The following is a 22,194-nucleotide window of genomic DNA, read 5'->3' on the forward strand; positions in this document are numbered from 1 at the left end:
CTTCGGAAATCAGAACCCCTTATCACCTCCAAGGAATCCTGATTAGCGTGGGCGGCCAAGTCGTGCTCGTTATCCGGACATGTCAGGGGGCGAGGCTGGCTTCGGCCGCCGTTCCCGACGAGGGTGATCCCCGACAGGCTCAATTCTTCGACGCGAGGCGCCAAAGACGTCATGAAACTGCTTGCGTTCCTGATGCAGACCGGTGGCCATATCGCCGGTTGGCGCCACTCCCGCGCCGCCGACAATGCCCTGTGCGACGCCGACTATTTTCGCGCACTTGGCCGCACTGCGGAGAAGGGGCTGTTCGACGGCGTCTTCCTGGCCGACTACCTCGGCTATCATCCGGTCCGGGGCGCCTCGGTCTTCGCCGGGCTGGAGACGCCCAAGCTGGACCCGCTCGTGGTGCTGGCGACGATCGCGGCGGAAACACGGCACCTCGGCCTGATCGGCACGGCGTCTACCACGTACAATCATCCCTACGATCTGGCCCGCCGCTTCGCCTCGCTTGATCACATGAGCCGTGGCCGCGCGGGCTGGAACATCGTGACCTCCACCATGGAGAACGAGGCGCACAATTACGGTTTCGACAGCCACCTCGCACATGGCGATCGCTACGCCCGGGCAGAGGAGTTCGTGGCCGTTGCGCGCAAATTGTGGGACAGCTGGCAGGAAGGCGCCGTCGTCGCCGACAAGGCAAGCGGGCGCTACACCGACCCTTCGCGTATCAGCGCCGTCGATCACGAAGGCGCGAACTTCAGGGTCGCCGGGCCACTGACCGTACCGCGTCCGCCGCAGGGTCACCCGGTGCTGGTGCAGGCGGGGGCCTCGGCCACCGGCCAGCGCTTCGCCGCAGCGACCGCCGAAGTCATCTTCACCTCGCACCCGACGATCGAGACGGCGAAGGCCTTCCGCTCCGCGATGCACGCGCAACTGGCCGGGTTCGGCCGCACGTCGGACGGTCTCAAGATCATGCCTGCGGTCACCCCGGTCATAGGACGTACCCTTGCCGAAGCCGAAGATCTCAAGCACGAACTGGACGACCTGATCCCGGCCGAGATCGCCATCTCCAAGCTCGAAGGGCTGCTCGGCAATATCGACCTGTCGCAGGCAGACCCCGACGGTCCGCTGCCGCCGCTGCCGGAAACGGCGCTGGCTGGCCAGAACTCGACGCGGGACCGCGTGCTCGAACTGGCGGAGCGCGAGGGCCTGCCGGTGCGCGAACTGGCGCGCAGGGTCGCGGCCGGTCGGACCGGGCACACCATCGTCGGCACCGCCGAGGACGTGGCCGGGACGCTTATAGAGTGGGAGAAGCAGGGCGCCGCCGACGGCTTCGTCATCTCCGCACCGTTCCTGCCGGGCGGGCTGGAGGACTTCGTCGATCACGTCGTCCCGATCCTTCAAGATCGCGGCCATTTCCGAAGGGAATACGAAGGCGCGACCCTGCGCGAGAACCTGGGTCTCACCGTGCCCGTCAATGCCTTCGACCTCGATCCCGCCCTGAGGTCCCGTCCCGAAATCTGGTGAGCCGTAAAACCCCGTCCTGCGCGCGGCACGTCGGCTGACGACGCCGCGCCTTTATCCGTGCCTCAAGGAAACGACTGCTCCATGCCCGCGCTTGCGCCTTTGATGAACCGTGCCGTCGCCGAACGTGTGCTCACCGAGAGCGGCGTGTCGGCGCTGGTTCTGTCCGACCCGACGAACATCTACCACGCGACCGGCTTCTGGCCGCAGATGGTGCTGATGGGCCAGTCGGGCGCGATCCTGGCGGTCGTCCCGGCGGCGGCCGATCAGCCGGTGATCCTGATCACCAGCCAGTTCATCCATTATCTCCACGACGTCGAAGACCCGGCCGAGGGCGGCCCGCTCGACATCTTCCTCTATACCGCGCCCGAGGGACTGGAGGGCGACGCTGCAGCGCCGATTTTCCTCGACGAACCGCCGGGCGGGCGCGCCGATCCGCTGGACATGATCAGCCGGACTGCAACACTGGGCGTGCTCTCGCGCAGGCCCGCCTATCCCGATGCCGCGTCGGCCCTGAGAGCGGCGGTGGCCGCTTATGGGACGAGCTTTGCCGTCGATACATTGAATGCGGCGGCGGCTCTGGGGCTGAGCGGCAAGTGCTTCCCCGCAGAGCCGCTGCTTCGCAGCATCCGCATGATCAAGTCGCCGGTCGAGATCGCGCTCATGCGCCATGCCGCCGCCAACAATGCCGAAGCCGCCCGCGCGGCGATCCTGTCGATGCGAGCGGGATCGACGTACGAGGAGCTGCGGCTCGCCTTCTTCGCCGAGACCGGGCGGCGCGGCGGCATACCCCTCTTCGTCTCGACCGACAGCATGGCCATGCGGCGACGGGACGGCGTGATCAGGGACGGACGCAGCTTCCAGATCGATGCGGTCAGCCACTACGCCGGATATCACGGCGATTTCGGGCGGACGGTATTCGTCGGCACGCCCGATCCCATCGTCATGCGGATGGTGGAGGCGGCTGTCTGCGCCAACGATGCCATCGCCCGTGAACTGCGCCCCGGACTTCACTACTCCGATATCCGCCGGATCGGGCATGATGCGGTGGCACGCGGCGGCTACGATGTGGCCGTCTCCTGCGCCACGCACAGCGTCGGCTTGTTCCATACCGACGAGGCGTTCAAGGGCGGTGCGCTCAACTTCGAGAAGGGCGACCACCGTGTCGAGGCAAACATGGTCGTCAGCGTCGATTGCCCCGTGCTGCACCTCGACGCCACCGGGAACGTGCACCTCGAGGACTTGTGGCTGATCACCGAAGACGGCTGCGAACCGTTGAACGACCGCAGCGAGCCTTTCCTTATGATATAGCTATATATCTTTATTTTCAACATGATAAGATAATTACGTCAGGTTGCTTATAGCATTGCAGCGTATATCTCAAAATGTTAGCATAAATTTACCATATCTATATGAAAAATCATGTTTTTATATGCAATTCAGTTTTGAAATCCCCTGTCTGTGAATATGTCGAGCGCGGGGGGTGGCTGTTCAGGCCTGCAGGTTGTCCACGACCGCACCGAACTCGGTCGAGGTTACGCGGTTCCGGCCTTGCTGCTTGCTTAGGTAGAGTTGGCGGTCCGCCTCCTTCATCCACATCTCGGGGGTCATGTCCGGCAGGCAGCGGGCACTGGCGACGCCAATGCTGACGGTAATGAACGGGCTGATCTGCGAACGTTCGTGCGGGATGTTGAGGGACTGCACATGCAGGCTGATTTCCTGCGCCACCAGCGCCGCGCCTTCGGGATCGGCACCGGGGAGAATGCAGGCGAACTCCTCGCCGCCGTAGCGAGCGGGAAGGTCGGACGCGCGCTTGACGGCACGGGTAAGCGCCGCGCCGACCATAACGATGCAGCGATCTCCGGCCGGGTGACCATACGTATCGTTGAACTGCTTGAAGAAATCGATGTCGATCATGATGACCGTCAGCCAGTCGCCGGTACGGCCGAGGCGCCCCACCTCGGACTTGAGCGCCTGCTCCATCTGGCGGCGGTTGCTGAGCCCGGTGAGGGCATCGGTCACCGCCATGCTGGCCAACTGGTCACGCAGGCGCTTGAGTTCGATGTGGTTGCCGACCCGGGCGCGCAGGATCGCGGGCTGGATCGGCTTTGTCACATAGTCGATCGCGCCCAGCGACAGGCCGCGCATCTCGTGGTCGGTATCGCCAAGTCCCGTTGTGAAGATCACGGGAATATCAGCGAGTTGTGGGTCATCCTTAATCTGACGACATACTTCGAAGCCGTCGATCCCGGGCATCAGCACGTCGAGCAAGATGAGGTCGGGCGGCGTGGCCCGAGCCGTATCCAGCGCCTGCTGGCCGGAAGTGGAGAACAGGACTTCGTAGTCGTCCTCCAGCACCGCATTCATGATCTCGATATTCGAGACCTCGTCGTCGACGATGAGGATCGTGCCCCTGCTCATGCCGCTGCTCCTGCCTGGTCGACTGTCTCGGCGGCGGCTTCTTCCGCGTCGAGGAGGTCGATTGCCGTATCGTAGTCGAGTTTCTCAAGGGCGCGATTTACCGGGTGTGCCGCGCGCTCGTCGTCGTTGAGGCCGATCGCGGCGGCGTAGCGCCCGAAGCTGGCCCTCGCGCCGAGGCTGCGGCGACGCAGCAGGCCACGCAATTCGTCGCGTGCCGCCGCCGCTGCGCTCATGTCGCGATCCCCCTCGGTCGCCGGGGCGGCTGCCGTGCGGTTCGCAGTGAGGCTGCGCGCGGCGGCGACGGCCGGAGCCAGCAGCGTCTCGAGGTCGACGATCGCGGACTGCGCCTGCAGCGCATCCCCATCGGCGAGCATCCGCTCGATCTCTGCCGCCGAGCGTTGGATGTCCGGCAGTTCCAGCGAACCTGCCACGCCCTTGAGGCTGTGCGCAAGGCGGCGCGCGTCGGCGAGCAGGCCGCCAGCGATATGGGTGCGCAGGTCCTGCCCGACGTTCGCATAAGTCTCGCCGAAGGTGATGATGAGCTTGCGCAGGAGCGAGGCCTTGCCGTTCACCCGCAGCAGGGCCGCGCGCAAGTCGAACGGCAGCAGGGTCTCTGGCAGGACGACGTCCTGTACGGGAGCTTGCGCCGCCACGACGACCGGAGCGGGTGTCGCCACCGGCATTCCGGTGGCGACCGGCCTCAGCCAACGCTCGAGCGTGCGCATCAGCATGGCCGGATCGACGGGCTTGGAGATATGATCGTTCATCCCCGCGTTGAGGCAGCGCTGGCGCTCTTCCTCGTGCGCGTGGGCGGTCATGGCGATGATCGGCAGGCGGTCTGCGGACCATGTCTCGCGGATCAGGCGGGTTGCGGCAATGCCGTCCATTTCCGGCATCTGCACGTCCATGAGGACGGCCGCGTAGTTTCCGTTGGCGGCTTGCACGCGGTCGCAGCCGATGCGGCCGTTTTCCGCCTGGTCCACCACCAGACCGGCCTGCGTAAGCAGTTCGATGGCGATTTCGCGGTTGATCTCGTTGTCCTCGACCAGCAGCACGCGCGCGCCCTGGAACTGGGCCGCCACGCTTGGTGCATCTTCCGGAGTGGCATCGCCGGCCGGTCCGGCATCTTGCGAGGCCACCTCGATGATCGTCTCCAGCAGCGCGCGGGGTGCGATCGGCTTGGTCAGGACCGCGGCGACGTGGGCGGGGGTGCCGCCGGGCAGCAGGCTGTCGGCGCCGTAAGCGGTGACGATGAGGGTGCGGGGCAGCGGCGCGGCATGATCCATCGCCTGCATCGCCTCGACCGTCTGGAGGCCGTTCATGCCGGGCATCTTCCAGTCCAGCAGAACGAGGTCGTAGGCATGGCCGGCCTCGTCCGCGCCGCGGATGGCGCTGAGTGCTTCGTCACCCGACGCGACGAGATCGAGCGGGATTTCCCAGCCTGCGAAGATGTCCTGAAGGACCTGACGCGATGCCGAGTTGTCGTCGGCAGCGAGCACGCGCAGGGCGCGGATCTGCGGAGGCACGGCCGGCTCAAGCGCGGCGGTCTCATCCTCGCGCGCCATCTGCATGCGGGCAACGAAGGTGCTGCCTTGTCCGGGCGCGCTCTCGACGCGGATCGAGCCACCCATCTGCTCCACGATCTGGCGGCAGATCGCGAGGCCGAGGCCGGTGCCGCCGAAGCGCCGGGTGGTCGAGCTGTCCGCCTGCGAGAAGGACTGGAACAGCGCCGCCTGCTGCTCGGCGTTCATGCCGATGCCGGTATCGCGTACCTGCAGTTCGACGGTGAACTGGTCGTCGACTTCCGCGACGATGTCGAGGCCGACGGTGACGCTGCCGTTTTCGGAGAACTTGACAGCATTGCTGACGAGATTGAGCAGCACCTGGTTGAAGCGCAGTTCGTCGCCCATCAGGCGATGGGGCAGGGCGCGGGAAATCTCGGACGTCACGCGGACCCGCTTGGCCTCGGCATCCCCTGCGACCAGCTGCAGCTGGTTGGCGACCGCGTTGCGCACGTCGAAGGGGTTGGCCTCCAGCGTCAGCTTGCCAGCTTCGTTCTTCGAGAAGTCGAGGATGTCGTTGATCAGGCGCAGCAGCGACATGCCCGCCTGCCCGATCTTGGAGACGTAGTCCTTCTGCTTGGGGTCGAGGTCGGTTCGGCCGATCAGGTGGCAGAAGCCGAGGATCGCGTTCATCGGCGTGCGGATTTCATGGCTCATGTTGGCCAGGAACATGCTCTTGGCGCGGCTCGCCTCTTCCGCTTCGCGGGTGCGTTCGCGCAGGGCGAAGGATTCCACCAGCTGGTCGCTCAGCAGCACCAGCACGCTCGCCTGGAAGGTGACGATGACGGCATGGAGCAGCACGCGGCCGAGGTTGCCCCCGCCCGCGAAAACGACCGAGGGCAGCAGGTAGAGCAGCAACAGGTGATGCAGCGCCACGGCGGTCGCGGCGACCAGAACGGCGCGGCGATCGCACCAGCCGATGGTCAGCGTCAGCATGGCGAAGAAGTACATGTGCATGTCCATCTGCCACGGATGGCCGCGCAGCAGGACGAGCAGGATCGCCGGTTCCGCCATCAGCGCCACGGCGGAGAGGTAGCGCGTCGCGGGCGCGATGCCGTGCCGCAGCCACATCACGTGGTAGCTGCCCGCCACCAGGGTGCCGGCCAGCGCGGCGGCGAGCGCATTGTGGCTCGTCAGCAGCGCCACCACGGCGAAGAGGGGCACGTGCGCCCAGAATAGCCAGAGGAGCAGGCGCCCGGACTTGCGGCGCAGTTGGTCGAGTTCGACGTTCAAGAGGTCTGCTCCTGCGAAGAAGGGGCGCCGCATCCCGCGACGGCCGGAACGGAAACAGCGAGCCACGCGCCCGCCTTGCGAAGCGACGCGGCGAAGTGGGCCTGGGAAGACCCGGCTATCACGACATTGGGCAGCGAACTGGTGGCTGCGAGGCGGCCGCCGGTCCGGGTGACGAGATTGACGCTATCGACCAAGGAGGAGGTCGGCGCCATGACCACGAGGTATTGGCCCGACTGCGTGCCCGAAAGCAGCCAGCCAGCCGTCAGTCCGACGAGCCCCGCGGCGAGCAGTCCGGCAGCGGGTAAGAAGTCGCGCAGGCCACCTTGCGGGGAAGGGCCTTTCCGCGACGCGCAAGCACGCGACTCCGCCCGACGATGTATTGTCCAAGAAATCATGCCCACCGCCTACGAGACTATGGCTATTTTTGGTTAAAGAGGTGCAGGATTCCCGTTCGATCCGGCACATTTCACTATTGTAACCGTCCGCCGGCCAGTGTGATTCCTCGCCCGCGTGGATGCGCGGCCATCAGGACCGCCGCCGCATCGCTCGGTACGGCACGGGAATAGAAGAAACCCTGACCCAGCGTACACCCAAGCGCCATCAGCTTGCGTGCCTGTCCGGCCGTCTCGATCCCTTCGGCGATGACACGGATTCCGAGCTTCGTCGCGATGTCGATTATCCCCTCGACGATGATCTGGCTGGGGGCATGCGAAACGATGCGATCGACGAAGGACTTGTCGATCTTGATGTAGTCCACCGGCACGCTCATCAGGTGCGTGAGCGAGGCGTAGCCGGTGCCGAAATCGTCGAGGGCCACCTTCAGCCCCTTGGCGCGCAGGGCTTCCACCGATTTCCGCACGACGCCCGCCTCGTCCATGTAGACGGATTCGGTCACTTCCAGACTGACGTGGCTCAGCGGCACCCCTTCGCGTTCGAAGGTATTGCTCAGCAGACCGTAGATCGAGGCGCCGTGGAAGTCGGCGGACGAGACGTTGATGCTGACTTGCGGGACAGCGATCCCCGCCGCAAGCCATTCACGGATATCGCGCGCGACCGATGCCATCATGCGCTGGGTGAGAGTGCGTGCGATGTGGGAATCGGTCGTCGCTTCGTGGAACGAGGCGGCGGGCACGGCCTGTTCGCCGATGCGCATGCGGGACAGCGCCTCGAGGCCGACGACCTCGCCGCTGCGTATATCGACGACGGGTTGGTAGTGCGCCTCTATCCGGTTCTCGCGCAGGGCTGCGTTAACGTCGCGGATCGCGGTGAGACGCCGGGTCATCCGCGTTCCGATGCCCGGCCAGTAGCGCACGAAGCCGCCGCGCCCCGTCTCCTTGGCGTGATAGAGTGCGAAGTCGGCGTTCTGGCGCACCTGCTCGGCCGTGGTGTCGGCCAGCGAGCACTCGGCGAGGCCAATCGTGGCCCCCGGGGACACGACGTTGCCCCCGCAATTGGCGGTCGAGGAGATTTCGTCCAGATATGTCTGCGCCGTGCGTTCGAGATCGCGCAGCGCCGCCTCGCTCTCTACCACGATCGCGAATTCGTCTCCGCCGATGCGGTAGGCGCGGTCGGGGAAGGCGGCGATGGTCAGGCGGTCGGCAACTTGCCGGAGCAGGAGATCGCCCGCGCGGTGTCCGAAGGTGTCGTTGACGAACTTGAGGTTGTCGAGGTCGAGCAGGAACAGCGCCCAGCTACCCGGCCTGGCGGCATCGAGGTGGTGCAGGGCGGCATTGAAGGCTCCGCGATTGGCGAGGCCGGTGAGCGCGTCGGTATTGGCGCGCCGCTCGTATTCGACCACGCGCCGGTGCCGGTCGAGCGCGATCGCGCATACGTGGACGCAGCGCTCGACGATCTCGCGCTCGAGCTGCGACGGGCCGCGTTTCTCGCGGTAGTAGAAAGCGAAGGTGGCGACGGCGCGGCGGCGGGCGTCGAATATCGGGTGCGACCAGCAGGCCTTGATGCCCAGCGGCAGGACAAGGTGCTTGAAGTCCGCCCAGCGTGGATCGTTGGCGATGTCGGCGGTGGTGATCTCCTGCCCGCGATGGGCCGCGGTGCCGCAGGTGCCGACTTCGGGGCCGATGCCGAGTCCCTCGATGGCCGCGCAGAAGCTTTGCGGAAGACTGGGGGCGGCGAGCGTGTGAAGGCGGCCCAGCTGGTCCACCGTAACGACCGAACAGACTACGTCGGGAACGAGGCGCTCGACTTCGAGGCACAGCCGCAAGGCTGTGTCCGCCAGTGTCTCGCCTTTGGCGATCATCTCGAGGATCGTATTCTGTAACTCGGTCATCGGCTCCCAGCCCGGTCAGCCGGGAGTCAGTCTGGCCGACAATGGTTAATTATTTTGCCATAGTCCTGCGGGGCCGTGCACGGGTCGCCTTCGTTCCGGCGCGGGTTCGACGCGCTTCGTCCTGCAGGCTCCACCCGGCAAGGATATCGCGCCGGATAGCGTCGATGCCTGTGGTCTCGCGCCAGGTCATACCGATATCGCGCGCCTTCGCGCCGGGGCCGTGGGAGCCGGTCTCCCAGAAGCGGGAGTCCTGCGGTCGGAACACCCCGGTCATGGTGCCGTCGCGGGCGGTGCCGTTCATCGTCGTCCAGTGGTCCGGGTGGATATGCCGGTCCATGAAGCAGTCGATGAAGATCGCCTGTCCGACGGCCGCAGGGTCGGCATAGCGCCCGTCGGCGAAGCGCGTTGTCGGATGCCACGGCCGCGCGAGCGCTACGGCGCCGTCGGGCACCCCGGCCTCGCGGGTCAGGCGCGAGCGGTAGACGATGATGCCGTGCGCCTGCGACAACTGGGTCGATGGCGCGGCGATGAAGGACTGGAACTCGCCCGGAACATAAGGCTCACTGCGCGGACGGGAGCGGATCTCGCTGTCCTCGATCAGCAGTTGCCCGTTGCCGAAGATGAAGTCGATGTTGCCCGCCACCAGGCTGCGGCGCACCAGCGCCCGGCCGCCGTTGGTGAACAGCGTATCCTGATAGCCGAGAATTGCCGTGCGATCGACGAGCACGCGGTCGCTGTGCACGTCGAGGAGCAAAGCGACGGCCTGCGGGTTGGCGATGCGCTCCGCGCTGCCCTGCGGGTGGTGGTCGTTGGCGAGGTAATCGAAGGTGTTCTCAATGGTCAGGTCGCGGATCACGACGTCCTTTGCGTCCACCATCAGCGTCGCCGAGCCGGGCGTGCCCCAGCCGTCGCGGTGCCAGCCTTTCGCGGTTTGCGCTACGGCGCCGAAGTGCACACGCGTGCGCTGCGCGCCGCTGCCGATCAGGCGGAGGCGGCTCCGGGAAATCACCGGCTTTTCGGCATAGTCGCCCGGCGCCACGCGGATCGTGATCCAGTTTTCGGAACCGTCGCGCGTTGCCGCGTCGAGCGCACGTTGGATCGACGTGTAGCACGGCGCCGCGCCGTCCCCGCACGACGGCCGCACGACGTACTCGGTCGGCGCCGCCATCGCGGTTCCGGTGGACAGCATCGCTGCCAGTGTGAACGCAAGTCTGCCGATCATTCAGGTGCGCTCCCTCGCGCCGGTTCAAGGGTTTTGAGGAAGCCGTCGATCTGCTCCGCGACGCGGGGCAGCCACGGTTCGAACAGCCAGAAGTCGTGCGGCGCATTCTCGAAGGCGAAGAAGCGATGGGCGATGCCGTGGCGTTCGAGCGCGGCGAGCACCGTGGTCTTGCCTTCGGTGAAGCGCGGGATGCCGCTGCTGACGATAAGCGTCGGCGGTGACTGTGCGCCGACATGGCTGGCGGCGCTCGCGTCCTTCCAGCGTGCGGCGGCGTGCTCGTAGGAACCGCCAAGCCAGCGCGCGGCGGGCGATGCCTCCCCGGCGGCATTCTCGAACTGCAGCGCTTGCGGGGTGGTGAAGTCCAGCACGCCGTCGAGGTCGATCAGCGCGGCGGCGGTGCGCTCCGTGCCCGAGCCGAACAGGCCCGAAGGTCCGGCATAAGCGAGCAGCGAGGCCATCTGTCCGCCGGACGACGCGCCGCCCACAGCGATGCGGGCGGGATCAACGTCGAATTCGGCAGCATGCGCGCGTGTCCATGCCAGTGCGTCGCCGATGTCAATCATCCCCGCCGGATAGGCCGCCTCGACCGATAGACGGAACTCCGGCAGGAACACGGTGTATCCGCGCTGGGCAAGGAGGTTCGCCAGAGCGTAGAAATGCGTCTTCGCCCCGGCGCGCCAGCCTCCGCCGTGGACGAGCAGGATGCCCTGCCGGTTGGCTCCCGCCGAGGGGCGGAACACGTCGATATGAAGGTCGCGGGTGCCGGTGTTCTTGTAGGGCCGGTCGAACAGCACCGACTGGCCCGCTTTCCACGTCACGGCGGGCCAGGCGATCCCGGGAAACTTGTCCCGGTACTGTGCGAAGCGCTGGCCGATCGTGTAGCTGTCATCCACCTCGCGTGCCGGGGCATGGCCCGGCAGCAGCATGGCGGCGAGGGCCAGCGCACATGCGAACTTGCTTGAAGCCGGCACTCTATATCACTCCCGAAAAACGAAAAAGAGGACCGCCGCCCGAGGGGTATTGGGCAGCGGTCCTTCCAGGTATCAGAACTGGTAGCGGGCGCCCACGAACCACTGCGCGCCGGTCTTGGAGAATTCGCGCACCAGATACTGAGTTCCGTCGCCGGTGCCGTAGATGCGCTCCCGTTCGTTAGTGATGTTGATCCCCTGGAGGTTGACGCTGATCTGCTTGGTCAGGTTGTAGTAGGCCGAGAAGTCCACTTGCGTCGGCCCGTACTTGCGTTCCTGCACGTGGCCGTTGCCGCCCGGTTGGCTCAGCAGATAGTCGTCGCGCTTGTTGATCGAGAGGCGAAGGCCAAGGTCACCGGTGTCATAATAGGCCGTGAAATTGTAGGAGTTGGGCGACAACCCCGTGGAATCGCGGGCAGAGACATGGGTGTAGTTCGATGCGATGCCGAAGTACGAAAGCGCACCCGGCAGGAAGGTGAACGGCACGTTGAGCGTCGCCTCCAGCCCCTTCACGCTGTTCCCGTCCGATGAGTTCACGGTGCTGTAGAATGTGTACTGCGCGGTCGCCGGGTCCGCCTGGTACGAAGCGTCGTAGCGCGGATCGGCGTAGATCGCGGCCCAGTATTCCTGCGGGACCGACTGCTGCACCACCGAGGTCGTCAGCGAGCTGATGATGTTCTTCTTGAACACGCCTACCGAGAACAGGCCGCCCTTGCTGAAGTACCACTCGAAGCCGAGGTCGAAGTCGTTCGACAGGTAGGGCTTGAGCGCGGGATTGCCGAGGTTGCTCACCGTGCGCGTGGTGTACTCGAACACGGGCGCGGCGATGTTGAGCGAGGCGAGGCCCGGCCGCGTCATCGAGCGGGCATAGGCGAAGCGCGCAACGAGGTCGGGCGTGATGTTCAGCGCCGCGTTGAACGAGGGCAGGAAGTTGTCGTAATGCCGCTTCACGTCGACCGGCGATCCGGAGATCACCGCGCTCGATTCCACGTCCGTCCGCACCCAGCGCGCGCCGCCGTCGAGGCGCAGGGTCATCGAACCGATGTCGATCTCGCCCGTCACTTCGCCGTAGCCGCCGGTGGTCTTTTCAACCACTTCCCAGCCCGCCGCGACATTGGTGGTGTAGTTGCCCGAGAAAAGGCCCGACGATCCGATCGCGTCGAAGTCCATCACCGCGAACGTCGGCAGGCCCCCGGAAACCACGCCGCTGCCGAAGTGGCTGTACGGGAAGGCGGTCATGTAGCTGGACGGATCGAAGGTGGGCAGCTCGCCCTGAGCCTCTGAATAACGCACGAGGCGGCGGTTGTAGGCGAAGCCCGCCTGCGCGGTGAAGCGGCCCTTGGTGAAGGTGGCGTTGGTCTTGGCCGTGAAGTTGTCCTTCACGACGTTGTTCAGGCGGTTGGCGGGGGTCGTCGCGTTGATGAAGTTGGTGGCATCGTTCGGGTCGTAATCACCGTAATCGACTTTGGCCACGTCCTTGCTGCCCGAATAGTCGTAGGCATAGTAGTGCGGCACCGAGCGGGCGTAGAAGCGCAGCTCGGTGCGGTCGGCGGTGTCGCGCGCCTTGCCGACCATGGCGTCGATCTTGAGGTTGCTCGTCACTTCGTAATCGCCCGAGAACACGAACTGGCGGAACTTGGAGGTCGAGGTCTGGTGGCGGCTTTCGTACCACGATGTCACGTCGTCGAAGGCGGCGGCGACCAGCTGCTTGCCGTCAGGCGCTACGGTGAACGACAGCGGGGTCTGGCCGACGAAGTTGCCCGGGGTGCCGTGGGTCAGCAGCCACTCCATCGAGTTGTAGCTGTAGCGGTCGTTGTCGAGCTGCGAATAGAGCGCGTCCAGACTGAGCGTCAGTCCGTCGATAGGCTTGGCCTGGATCGAGCCGGTCAGGCCGAGGCGCTTCTGGTCGTTACCGAAGAAGTCCGCACGCGGCAGGCGCGGCGCCCACAGGCAGTCGAGGCGGTCGGCGGCGCCGCAATCCTCGGGCGTGCCGGTGACGGTCGGGTTGGTGTCCGCCCAGCTGTCGCCGTTCACGTAAGGCGAAGTCCAGCGCACGCTGGAGAAGCCTTCCTGATAGACCGTGCGCTTGGAATAGGCGGCGGAGAACAGCACGCCGATCTTGTCGTCGGCGAAGGTGTCGGAAATCATCACGGTGGCGCGCGGATCGACCTTGCGCGTCATCGTGTTGTACCCGCCCTGCGCCGATCCGACGACATGGAAGCCCTTGAAGTCGAAGGGCTTGGCCGAATAGAGATCGACGGTACCGGCGATGCCGCCTTCTTCGATCGAGGCGCGCTGGGTCTTCTGCACGTCGATGCGGTTGAACAGTTCGGACGCGAAGACGTGGAAGTCGAAAGCGCGGCCGGCATTGATGGTGAAGCCGCCGGAATCGAGGCCGTCGCTGCTGGCAGGCACTTCCATGCCATTCAGCGTCGTGCGTGTGAAGTCGGGCGAAAAGCCGCGCAGGGTGATGTTGCGGCCTTCACCCCCTTCGCGGGAGATCGCGACGCCGGGCAGGCGCTGGATCGATTCCGAGAGGTTGAGGTCGGGCATCTTGGCCATGTCCTCGGCCATGATGCTCTCGGTGAGGTTCACCGCGCGGCGCTTCAGGTCCTGCGCCTTGGCGAGGCTGCCGCGAAAGCCGGTGACGAGGATTTCGGAGTTCGCAGCCGGTTCCTCATCCGCCGCCGCGGCCTCTGCCGCCGGGGATGCGGCCTGTGCGGCGGCGACGGGTGCCTGTACGCTCGGGGCCGAGGTCAGGCTGGTCTGCGTCAGGGTGCGCGGCGACATCGGAGGCGTGGCGCGGGCGACGATGGCATAAGAACCCGGCCCGGTGCGGCGGGCGGTGAGACCGGTCCCCGCCAGCAGGCGGTTCAGTGCATCGTCCACGCTCATCTCGCCGCGCACGGCATTGGTGCGTACGGCATGCGTCAGGCGGCGCGCCGCGATGATCTGGATGTCGCCCTGTCGGCCAAGCTGGCTGATCGCGGTTTCGGCAGGCTGCGCCTCGATCGCGAACTGCCGCGTCTGCGCTGCCGCCTGAACCGGCGAGGCTACTATGCACATGATCGCAGATGATGCGAACAAGGCACTCCGAATGTCCGAAGTATTCATTATCCCTCCCAATGTCCCGATCCGTCAGGTTTCTTTTCACCTGTGCTCTTTAAGAGTCTCCGGAGCGGATATTCCTTCTCGTCATCTCAAAAAAATTTATCATTCGATCCGAATGAGGTTCGGATTGCTGGTGTCGAGCGACACGCCGAGGCTGGCCTTCACCGCTTCGGCGAAGCCTTCAGGGTCGTTGACGCGGAACAGGCCGTCGAACTCCTCGCGGGCGACGCGCGGGTCGGCGATGATGATCTGGCGCTGGTTGTAGCGGTTGAACTCGTCTGCCGCGTCATAGAGCGTGCGCCCGTTGAGATCGATCATGCCGCCGCGCCATGCCAGCGCCCGGTCGACGGAAGAGGAAATGCCGGTCTCGTAGTCGATCACCGCATGGGCGCTTAGCATCGCGCGGTCCCCGGCCTCCAACTTCATGCGCAGGCTCTGGTCGCCGTCCGCCCAGGTTTCCACGATGCCCTCGGTGACGAGGATCTCCACCCCGGTTTCACGCCGCCGCACCGAGAAGGCCGTTCCCACGGCGCGCACGCGGACGTTCCCGGCGGCGACGACGAAGGGGCGCTGCGCGTCCTTGGCGACCTCGAACCATGCCTCACCCTGTGCAAGCTGCACCTCGCGCAGCTTGGTCGCCATGCTGACGGTCAGTTCGCTGCCCGAATTCATCGTCATCACCGAGCCGTCCGGCAGCGGCAGGCGCCGGATCTCGCCGAGCTTCGTCGTATAAGCTGCCGGGCTTTGGCTCCAGCGCAGCCCGACGAAGGCGAGCGCAGCCGATGCAGCCAGCCCCGCCAGCACGCCGCGACGACCCCAGCCCGAGGGCGCGGGCTCTTCCTCCTCGACCGGGACAGCCGGTGCCTCGACCTCGGGGGTCAGCGCCAGCCACTGTGCCTGTACCTGCAGCAGCAGGCCCTGACGCAGCGGGTCTTCGGCCAGCCATGCCTGAAGTTCGCTCTCGTCGGCCTCGGTCCAGCCGTCGGCGTCCATGCGCGCCACGAACCGCGCCGCCTCGTCGCGAGCCTGATCGACTGCGAGCGTCACCATGACCGCGCCCCCCGGCGATCGGCGCCGAGCATGCGGTTCTCGCTCTGCGCCTCGGCCTGCGTCCAGGCGTCGCGGACGGCGCGCACGCCGGTCCAGACCTGCTTCTCCACCGCCTTCTCGGTCATGCCGAGATGGGCGGCGATTTCCTTCTGGGACCAGCCTTCGATCTTGCGCAGTTCCACCACGCGGCGGCAGCGTTCCGGCAGGCGGCCGATGATGGCCAGGACCCGCTCGTAGCTGATGCGGCTCGCGGCCTGTTCCTCGGGCGAGGGGGTTTCGTCCTGCCATGTCTCGATCTCGCTCACGGCCTCCAGCACCACGACCTGCTGGCGCTTGAGACGGCGCAGCAACAGGTTGCGGGTGATCGAGAACATGTAGGCCAGCGGCCGGTCGATGTGGTCGACCGAGGGCAGCATCGCGATCCGGCAGTAGGCTTCCTGCATAACCTCGTCCACGTCCTCCGGCGAGAGGCGCGACCGGGCCAGCCAGCGGCGGACCCGCGCCTCATGGGGCACGATCTCGCGCGCGACCCAGAGGGCCGTCCCGCGTCGCCGCGCAAGTTCCTTGTCTGCCTCCCCTGGCGTGGCACCCTCCCTCAGGCATTCGGATTTCCCGTTTGCCATGAAAGAGACACGGCGCGGAAAATTCCTTCCGCGCGGGCGCAGATTTTTTCAGGAGAGGAAGCGGACCAGCAACACTGGGCCTGCGGTGGTGACCGGAGCATCGATCCGGGCACAGTCGAGATAGCCGAGATCGGTGTCGTCGAGTGTTTGCGCTTCAAGTGCGAGGAGGAACGTCGTGCCTGCGGGGGTGACCATTGCGTCGGGGGGCAGGCGCTGCATCTCGCAATTGTAAGTGCCGCGCCGGACCATGGCGTTGAGGTCGAGCACTGCCCCGCCCAGCGGGACGCCCTCGACGCTCGCAGCGCCGTCGAAAGGGAAGGGCGCGCTGACGGGGTCGAGTACTGCGTCGACGGCTCCGGATAAATGCAAGGTGCCTTCGAGCACCGCCAGCGTTCGGTCGATGCCCTCGAATGACGAGAACGGTCCGGCCTGTTCGACGCGCGCCATGCTGAGCCGCCACAGGAAATCGCCCATCCCCGCGCCGGGCGGGCAGACGGCGATCTCGCGCGTGGTGCCGCCGCCGTTCTTCCATGGAACCTCCGGGCAGTCGGCGGCGCGGATGATGCGGGTGATGGCCATGGGCGGATACTCACGAAAATACATTCGTCATTGCGAGGAGGCGAAGCCGACGACGCAATCCAGGGCGGTTTGCGCGGCCCTGGATTGCGTCGCTACGCTCGCAATGACGAGCAGGGGAGAGGATTACGGGATGCCCGGCAGGTCCAGCCCCTTCTCCGCCGCGCAGTCCCGCGCGATCTCGTAGCCCGCATCGGCGTGGCGCATGACGCCGGTGGCCGGGTCGTTCCACAGCACGCGCTCAAGCCGCGCCGCCGCCTCGGGCGTGCCGTCGGCCACGATCACCATGCCCGAATGCTGCGAGAAGCCCATGCCGACGCCGCCGCCGTGGTGCAGCGACACCCATGTCGCGCCGCTGGCGGTGTTGAGCAGGGCGTTGAGCAGCGGCCAGTCCGAAACCGCGTCCGAGCCGTCCTGCATCGCCTCGGTCTCACGGTTGGGCGAGGCGACCGAGCCACTGTCGAGGTGGTCGCGGCCGATCACGACCGGGGCCTTCAGCTCGCCCTTCGCGACCATCTCGTTGAAGGCAAGGCCGAGGCGGTGGCGATCACCGAGACCCACCCAGCAGATGCGCGCCGGAAGGCCCTGGAAGTGGATTTTCTCGCGCGCCATGTCGAGCCAGTTGTGCAGGTGCACGTTGTCCGGCAGCAGTTCCTTCACCTTGGCGTCGGTCTTGTAGATATCCTCCGGATCGCCCGAAAGCGCCGCCCAGCGGAACGGTCCGACGCCCTGGCAGAACAGCGGACGGATATAGGCGGGAACGAAGCCGGGGAAGTCAAAGGCGTTCGCCACACCCTCGTCCAGCGCGACCTGGCGGATGTTATTGCCGTAGTCGGTGGTGGGAACCCCGGCCGCCTGGAAATCGAGCATCGCGCGCACATGCTGCGCCATCGACGCCTTGGCGGCCTTGGCGACCGCTTCGGGTTCGCGCTCGCGGCGCTCCATCCATTCGGCGACGGTCCAGCCTGCGGGGAGGTAGCCGTTGATCGGATCGTGGGCGCTGGTCTGGTCGGTCAGCAGGTCGGGGCGAATGCCGCGCGCGTAGATTTCGGGCAGCAGCTCGGCGGCATTGCCCAGAAGGCCGACCGAGACGGGCTTTCCGTCCGCCTTCGCCTGCTCGATGATGGCCATGGCCTCTTCGATGGTGGCGGCGGACTTGTCGAGATAGCCGGTGCGCAGGCGCATCTCGATCCGGCTGGGCTGGCACTCGATGGCGAGGCACGATGCGCCCGCCATGACGGCTGCGAGCGGCTGCGCGCCGCCCATGCCGCCAAGGCCTGCCGTCAGCAGCCATTTGCCCGAAAGGTCGCCGCCATGGTGCTGGCGGCCCATCTCCACGAACGTCTCGTACGTGCCCTGAACGATGCCCTGCGTGCCGATGTAGATCCACGAACCGGCGGTCATCTGCCCGTACATGGCAAGGCCGCGCTTATCGAGTTCGTTGAAATGCTCCCAGTTCGCCCAGTGCGGCACAAGGTTGGAGTTGGCGATCAGCACGCGCGGCGCATCGGCATGGGTGCGGAACACGCCGACCGGCTTGCCCGATTGCACCAGCAGCGTTTCGTTGTCATCAAGGCGCTGGAGCGTCTCGACGATCCGGTCGTAGCTCTCCCAGTCGCGCGCGGCGCGGCCGATGCCGCCGTAGACCACCAGCTCCTCCGGACGTTCGGCGACGTCCGGGTGGAGGTTGTTCATCAGCATGCGCAAAGGCGCTTCGGTTAACCAGCTTTTCGCGGAAAGCTGCGTGCCGGTGGCGGGCTTGATGACGCGGGTATTGTCGATACGGGTCATGTCAGGATTCCTGAAGAGCGAAGGCGCGGGCAGCCTTCATGATCTGGGAAAGCGTCTCGGTGATCGCGGCGGCGCGCGCCGGATCGAAGGCGGGGGGCCAGTTGGCCTCGCCGAGCATCTCGGGTTCGTCCATGTAGCCGCGAATGGCGAGTTCCATCTGGATGGCGTGGACGCCATTGTCGGGCTGGCCGTAATGCCGGGTGGTCCAGCCGCCCCGGAAGCGGCCGTTGAAGACGTGGCTCTCGCCCGATTGGGCGCAGATGCCTTCGACGGCGGCCGCCAGCGCGGGATCGCAGGTCTTGCCGCCGTTGGTGCCGATGTTGAACTGCGGCAGTTCGCCGTCGAACAGGCGCGGCACATGGCTGCGGATCGAGTGTGCGTCGTAGAGCACCACGCGGTCATGGACGGCGCGCAGTCGGTCGATCTGGGCCTGCAGCGCGGCATGGTACGGATCGAACCAGAGCGCGCGGCGGCGGGCGATCTCGGCCTCGCCGGGCGCTTCGCCTGAATAGAGCGGCTCGCCGTCGAAGGTCGTGGTCGGGCACAGTTCGGTCGTCGCCTGCCCCGGATAGAGCGAGGCGCCCGAAGGATCGCGGTTGAGGTCGATCACGCTGCGCGAGATGCACGTGCTGACAAGGGTTGCGCCAAGATCGGCGGCAAAGGCGTAGAGTTCGTCCACCCACCAGTCGGCATCGCGCCGCGCCAGCCACTCGGACGCGAAGAGGTGTCCCACGTCGGCAAGCTGGGTGCCGACGTGGGGGAAGGCGACGATGAGGGGGGCGTCGCCTTCAGTGATCTTGAGCCAGTCGCTCACGCTACACCGGGGAGGCTGTCACCTGCGGAGGCAAGCAGCGCGCCCGAACGGATCAGCAGGTTGGCCGCCTCCATGTCGGGGTGGAAATGGCGGTCGTCCTCCAGCGTCGGCACCTTGTCACGCAGGGTCGCGCGGGCAGATTCGAGCGTAGCGCTGGACGCGAGTGGGGCATGGAAATCCACCCCTTGCGCGGCGGCGAGCAGTTCGATGCCCAGTACCCCCGTCGCGTTGTCGGCCATGTCGAGCAGGCGGCGCGCGCCGTGGGCGGCCATCGAGACGTGGTCTTCCTGATTGGCCGAGGTCGGGATCGAGTCCACGCTGGCCGGATAGGCGCGCTGCTTGTTCTCGCTGACGAGCGCGGCAGCGGTCACCTGCGGGATCATGAACCCCGAATTGAGGCCGGGGCGCGGCGTCAGGAAGGCGGGCAGGCCGGACAACGCGGGGTCCACCAGCATGGCGATGCGGCGCTCGGCGATCGAGCCGATCTCGCAGATGGCCATGGCGATCATGTCGGCGGCGAAGGCGACCGGCTCGGCATGGAAGTTGCCGCCCGAAAGCGCCTCGTCGGTCTCCGGGAAGATCAGCGGGTTGTCGGAAACGCCGTTGGCCTCGATCTCCAGCGTGGTCGCGGCCTGGCGCAGAATGTCGAGCGCGGCGCCCATGACCTGCGGCTGGCAGCGCAGGCAGTAGGGATCCTGCACGCGCGCATCGTTCTCCAGATGGCTGGCGCGAATGGCGCTGCCGGTCATCAGGCCGCGCAGGGCATCGGCGACCTCGATTTGACCCCGATGACGCCTTAGCGTGTGGATGCGCGGGTCGAACGGGGTGTCGGAGCCCTTGGCCGCCTCGGTCGAGAGCGCGCCGGTGACGAGCGCGGAGCGGAACAGCAGTTCGGCCTCGAACAGCCCGGCCAGTGCGTTGGCGGTCGAGAACTGGGTGCCGTTGAGCAGCGCCAGGCCCTCTTTAGGCCCCAGTTGAGTGCTGGTGAGTGCCGCTCTGTGCAGCGCCTCGGCGGCGGGCAGGCGTTCGCCTTCGTAGAAGATCTCGCCCACGCCGATCATCGTCGCGGCCATGTGGGAAAGGGGGGCAAGGTCTCCGCTCGCACCGACCGAGCCCTGGCATGGCACCACCGGGGTCAGCCCCTTGACCAGCATCGCCTCCAGCAGCGCCACCGTCTCGGGGCGCACGCCCGATGCGCCTTGCGCCAGGCTGGCGAGCTTCAGCGCCATCATCAGCCGGATCACCGGCACCGGCGAAGGCGCACCCGTGCCCGCTGCGTGGCTCAGCACGATGTTGCGCTGGAGCGTCGCGAGGTCCTCGTCCCCGATCCGCACGCTGGCGAGCTTACCGAAGCCGGTGTTGATGCCGTAGACCGGCGCGCCCTTCGCCAGAATGCGCGCAACGGCGGCGGCGCTTTCCGCCACGCGCGGCGCGCAGGCCGGGTCGAGCGTGACGGCGGCGCCGCGATAGACCGCGCGCCAGTCCGCCAGCGGGACACTACCAGGTGTGAGCAGGACAGGATTCATTGACCACTCCAGATGCGGGCATGGAGCGGATTGAACCCCATGCGATAAACCAGCTGCGCGGGACGTTCGACGTCCCAGATGGCGAGATCGCAGCGCTTGCCCGCCTCCAGCGTGCCGCGATCCGCAAGCCCGAGGGCGCGCGCGGCATTGCGAGTGACGCCTGCAAGGCATTCAGGCACGGTGAGGCGGAACAGCGTCGCGCCCATGTTCATCGTCAGCAGCAGCGAGGTGAGCGGCGACGTGCCGGGGTTGCAGTCGGTCGCCAGTGCGATGGGCACCCCGGCGGAGCGCAGGCCCGCGACCGGCGGCAGCTTAGTCTCGCGCACGAAATAGTACGCGCCCGGCAGCAAGGTGGCGACGGTGCCTGATGCGGCCATGGCGGCGATCCCGGCCTCGTCGAGATGTTCGAGGTGATCGGCGGACAACGCCCCGTGCCGCGCCGCCAGCGCCGCGCCGTGGAGGTTGGAAAGCTGCTCGGCATGAAGCTTCACCGGTAGGACGTGGCGCGCGGCGGCGGCGAACATGCGCTCCGTCTGCGCCGGGGTGAAGCCGATGCTCTCGCAGAAGGCGTCCACCGCATCGGCAAGGCCGAGCGCGGCGACCTCGGGCAGCACTTCGTCGCAGAGCAGGGCGATGTAGCCGTCCGCGTCGTCCGCGAACTCGGGCGGCAGGGCATGCGCGCCGAGGAAAGTGGTGGCGATGGACACCGCGCGTTCTTCACCCAGACGGCGGGCGGCGCGCAGCATGCGGATCTCGCTGTCGCGGTCGAGGCCGTAGCCGGACTTGACCTCCACCGTGGTCGCGCCTTCCGCGATCAGCGCATCGAGGCGGGGCAGGGCGGCGGCGACGAGTTCGTCCTCGCTCGCGGCCCGGGTGGCGCGCATGGTGGAGACGATACCGCCCCCGGCCCGCGCGATCTCCTCGTAGGAGGCGCCGCCCAGGCGCATCTCGAACTCGGCCGCGCGGTCACCGCCGTGGATCAGGTGGGTGTGGCAGTCGATCAGGCCCGGGGTGATCCAGCGGCCTTTGCAGTCGACGATCCGCTTCGCATGGAGGGCCGGAGCCTCCGCAGCAGGCCCGGCGTAAGCGATCATGCCGTCCTTTGCCGCGATCACGCCATGGTCCACCGCGCCCATGCCTTCACCTGCCATAGTGGCGAGCCGGGCGCCTTTCCAGACGGTGTCGTACAGCATGATTCCGTGGTCCTCGTTTGCCTCGCCCATTGTGATTGCACCGTTCAAAATTAATGTATAGACAAAAAATCGAAGCAAGGAGCAGATTCATGTCGGCAAGGTCGGATGGGCGGCACAGGTCATTGTTTTTCGAGCATTGTCTGCTGCCCGAAGGCTGGGCGCGGAATGTCCGCGTTACGCTGGAGCAGGGGCGGATCGCCGCTGTCGATGCAGGTGCGGAACCCTCGCCTGGAGACGAGCGCCACCCTTGCGCGCTGCCCGGAATGCCCAACCTGCACAGCCATGCCTTCCAGCGC

General features: G+C 66.5%; 16 protein-coding genes and 1 pseudogene. 3 read left to right on the forward strand and 14 right to left on the reverse strand.

Features of this window, described 5'->3' with window-relative positions; all coding sequences use genetic code 11:
- Nucleotides 1-171: 171 nt before the first annotated feature.
- Together LH128_RS08980 and LH128_RS08985 are read left to right on the forward strand one after the other, a co-directional pair.
- Nucleotides 172-1,524 carry an LLM class flavin-dependent oxidoreductase gene (locus tag LH128_RS08980; protein WP_008829300.1) on the forward strand — a complete coding sequence of 451 codons (1,353 nt, stop codon included), beginning with the start codon at nucleotides 172-174 and terminating at the stop codon, nucleotides 1,522-1,524.
- 81 nt (nucleotides 1,525-1,605) lie between these two features.
- The gene (locus LH128_RS08985; protein WP_008829301.1) at nucleotides 1,606-2,832 is read left to right on the forward strand and encodes a M24 family metallopeptidase; all 1,227 of its coding nucleotides are present in this window, start codon (nucleotides 1,606-1,608) and stop codon (nucleotides 2,830-2,832) included.
- 180 nt (nucleotides 2,833-3,012) lie between these two features.
- Here LH128_RS08985 and LH128_RS08990 read toward each other — a convergent pair whose 3' ends face one another.
- The 14 genes from LH128_RS08990 to hutI form a co-directional block, all read right to left on the reverse strand.
- Nucleotides 3,013-3,942, reverse strand: a complete 930-nt coding sequence (locus LH128_RS08990) for a diguanylate cyclase (RefSeq protein WP_008829302.1) — start codon at nucleotides 3,940-3,942, stop codon at nucleotides 3,013-3,015.
- Nucleotides 3,939-6,737 (reverse strand): response regulator, encoded by a 2,799-nt coding sequence (locus tag LH128_RS08995; RefSeq protein ID WP_008829303.1) that lies wholly within the window; start codon nucleotides 6,735-6,737, stop codon nucleotides 3,939-3,941. Before LH128_RS08995 ends, LH128_RS08990 begins: the two co-directional genes overlap by 4 nt.
- Entirely contained in the window at nucleotides 6,734-7,132 is a 399-nt protein-coding gene (locus LH128_RS34450; protein WP_155986493.1) for a hypothetical protein, read from the reverse strand. Before LH128_RS34450 ends, LH128_RS08995 begins: the two co-directional genes overlap by 4 nt.
- A gap of 74 nt (nucleotides 7,133-7,206) precedes the next feature.
- Nucleotides 7,207-9,024 (reverse strand): putative bifunctional diguanylate cyclase/phosphodiesterase, encoded by a 1,818-nt coding sequence (locus LH128_RS09005; protein ID WP_008829305.1) that lies wholly within the window; start codon nucleotides 9,022-9,024, stop codon nucleotides 7,207-7,209.
- Between the two features lie 49 nt (nucleotides 9,025-9,073).
- Complete coding sequence (locus tag LH128_RS09010) at nucleotides 9,074-10,246, reverse strand: pectinesterase family protein (RefSeq protein WP_008829306.1); 1,173 nt, start codon at nucleotides 10,244-10,246, stop codon at nucleotides 9,074-9,076.
- The gene (locus LH128_RS09015; protein ID WP_008829307.1) at nucleotides 10,243-11,217 is read right to left on the reverse strand and encodes an alpha/beta hydrolase; all 975 of its coding nucleotides are present in this window, start codon (nucleotides 11,215-11,217) and stop codon (nucleotides 10,243-10,245) included. The genes LH128_RS09010 and LH128_RS09015 overlap by 4 nt, the downstream gene beginning before the upstream one ends.
- 72 nt (nucleotides 11,218-11,289) lie before the next feature.
- Nucleotides 11,290-14,280 (reverse strand): TonB-dependent receptor, encoded by a 2,991-nt coding sequence (locus LH128_RS09020; protein WP_231958289.1) that lies wholly within the window; start codon nucleotides 14,278-14,280, stop codon nucleotides 11,290-11,292.
- A 147-nt stretch (nucleotides 14,281-14,427) separates the two neighbouring features.
- Nucleotides 14,428-15,375 carry a FecR family protein gene (locus LH128_RS09025; RefSeq protein ID WP_008829309.1) on the reverse strand — a complete coding sequence of 316 codons (948 nt, stop codon included), beginning with the start codon at nucleotides 15,373-15,375 and terminating at the stop codon, nucleotides 14,428-14,430.
- A complete protein-coding gene (locus tag LH128_RS09030; RefSeq protein WP_008829310.1) occupies nucleotides 15,369-15,998 on the reverse strand; it encodes an RNA polymerase sigma factor in 630 nt (209 codons plus the stop codon). The genes LH128_RS09025 and LH128_RS09030 overlap by 7 nt, the downstream gene beginning before the upstream one ends.
- Nucleotides 15,999-16,046: 48 nt before the next feature.
- The gene (locus tag LH128_RS09035) at nucleotides 16,047-16,577 is read right to left on the reverse strand and encodes a HutD/Ves family protein (protein ID WP_008829311.1); all 531 of its coding nucleotides are present in this window, start codon (nucleotides 16,575-16,577) and stop codon (nucleotides 16,047-16,049) included.
- 123 nt (nucleotides 16,578-16,700) lie between these two features.
- On the reverse strand, nucleotides 16,701-18,365 hold the full coding sequence (gene hutU, locus LH128_RS09040) for a urocanate hydratase (RefSeq protein WP_008829312.1): 1,665 nt from the start codon (nucleotides 18,363-18,365) through the stop codon (nucleotides 16,701-16,703).
- Between the two features lies 1 nt (nucleotide 18,366).
- Entirely contained in the window at nucleotides 18,367-19,179 is an 813-nt protein-coding gene (gene hutG, locus LH128_RS09045) for an N-formylglutamate deformylase (protein ID WP_008829313.1), read from the reverse strand.
- Nucleotides 19,176-20,705, reverse strand: a complete 1,530-nt coding sequence (gene hutH, locus LH128_RS09050) for a histidine ammonia-lyase (RefSeq protein ID WP_008829314.1) — start codon at nucleotides 20,703-20,705, stop codon at nucleotides 19,176-19,178. The genes hutG and hutH overlap by 4 nt, the downstream gene beginning before the upstream one ends.
- Nucleotides 20,702-21,898, reverse strand: a complete 1,197-nt coding sequence (gene hutI / locus LH128_RS09055; RefSeq protein ID WP_008829315.1) for an imidazolonepropionase — start codon at nucleotides 21,896-21,898, stop codon at nucleotides 20,702-20,704. Before hutI ends, hutH begins: the two co-directional genes overlap by 4 nt.
- A gap of 89 nt (nucleotides 21,899-21,987) precedes the next feature.
- On the opposite strand from hutI, the pseudogene LH128_RS32775 reads away from it, so the two are divergent.
- Nucleotides 21,988-22,194, forward strand: a pseudogene (locus LH128_RS32775) (hypothetical protein); the annotation flags it as partial.

This window comes from Sphingomonas sp. LH128 (assembly GCF_000293195.2).
In the GTDB taxonomy this organism is placed as follows: Bacteria; Pseudomonadota; Alphaproteobacteria; order Sphingomonadales; family Sphingomonadaceae; genus Novosphingobium; species Novosphingobium resinovorum_A.

Excerpts from the sequence above, each read along its gene's own strand:
- hutI (WP_008829315.1), bottom strand. The coding sequence starts at position 21,898 with ATGCTGTACGACACCGTCTGGAAAGGCGCCCGGCTCGCCACTATGGCA.
- LH128_RS08990 (WP_008829302.1), bottom strand. The coding sequence starts at position 3,942 with ATGAGCAGGGGCACGATCCTCATCGTCGACGACGAGGTCTCGAATATC.
- hutU (WP_008829312.1), bottom strand. The coding sequence starts at position 18,365 with ATGACCCGTATCGACAATACCCGCGTCATCAAGCCCGCCACCGGCACG.
- LH128_RS08985 (WP_008829301.1), top strand. The coding sequence starts at position 1,606 with ATGCCCGCGCTTGCGCCTTTGATGAACCGTGCCGTCGCCGAACGTGTG.
- LH128_RS09035 (WP_008829311.1), bottom strand. The coding sequence starts at position 16,577 with ATGGCCATCACCCGCATCATCCGCGCCGCCGACTGCCCGGAGGTTCCA.
- LH128_RS09025 (WP_008829309.1), bottom strand. The coding sequence starts at position 15,375 with ATGGTGACGCTCGCAGTCGATCAGGCTCGCGACGAGGCGGCGCGGTTC.
- hutH (WP_008829314.1), bottom strand. The coding sequence starts at position 20,705 with ATGAATCCTGTCCTGCTCACACCTGGTAGTGTCCCGCTGGCGGACTGG.
- LH128_RS09020 (WP_231958289.1), bottom strand. The coding sequence starts at position 14,280 with ATGTGCATAGTAGCCTCGCCGGTTCAGGCGGCAGCGCAGACGCGGCAG.
- LH128_RS08980 (WP_008829300.1), top strand. The coding sequence starts at position 172 with ATGAAACTGCTTGCGTTCCTGATGCAGACCGGTGGCCATATCGCCGGT.
- LH128_RS09010 (WP_008829306.1), bottom strand. The coding sequence starts at position 10,246 with ATGATCGGCAGACTTGCGTTCACACTGGCAGCGATGCTGTCCACCGGA.
- LH128_RS09005 (WP_008829305.1), bottom strand. The coding sequence starts at position 9,024 with ATGACCGAGTTACAGAATACGATCCTCGAGATGATCGCCAAAGGCGAG.
- LH128_RS34450 (WP_155986493.1), bottom strand. The coding sequence starts at position 7,132 with ATGATTTCTTGGACAATACATCGTCGGGCGGAGTCGCGTGCTTGCGCG.
- LH128_RS09030 (WP_008829310.1), bottom strand. The coding sequence starts at position 15,998 with ATGGCAAACGGGAAATCCGAATGCCTGAGGGAGGGTGCCACGCCAGGG.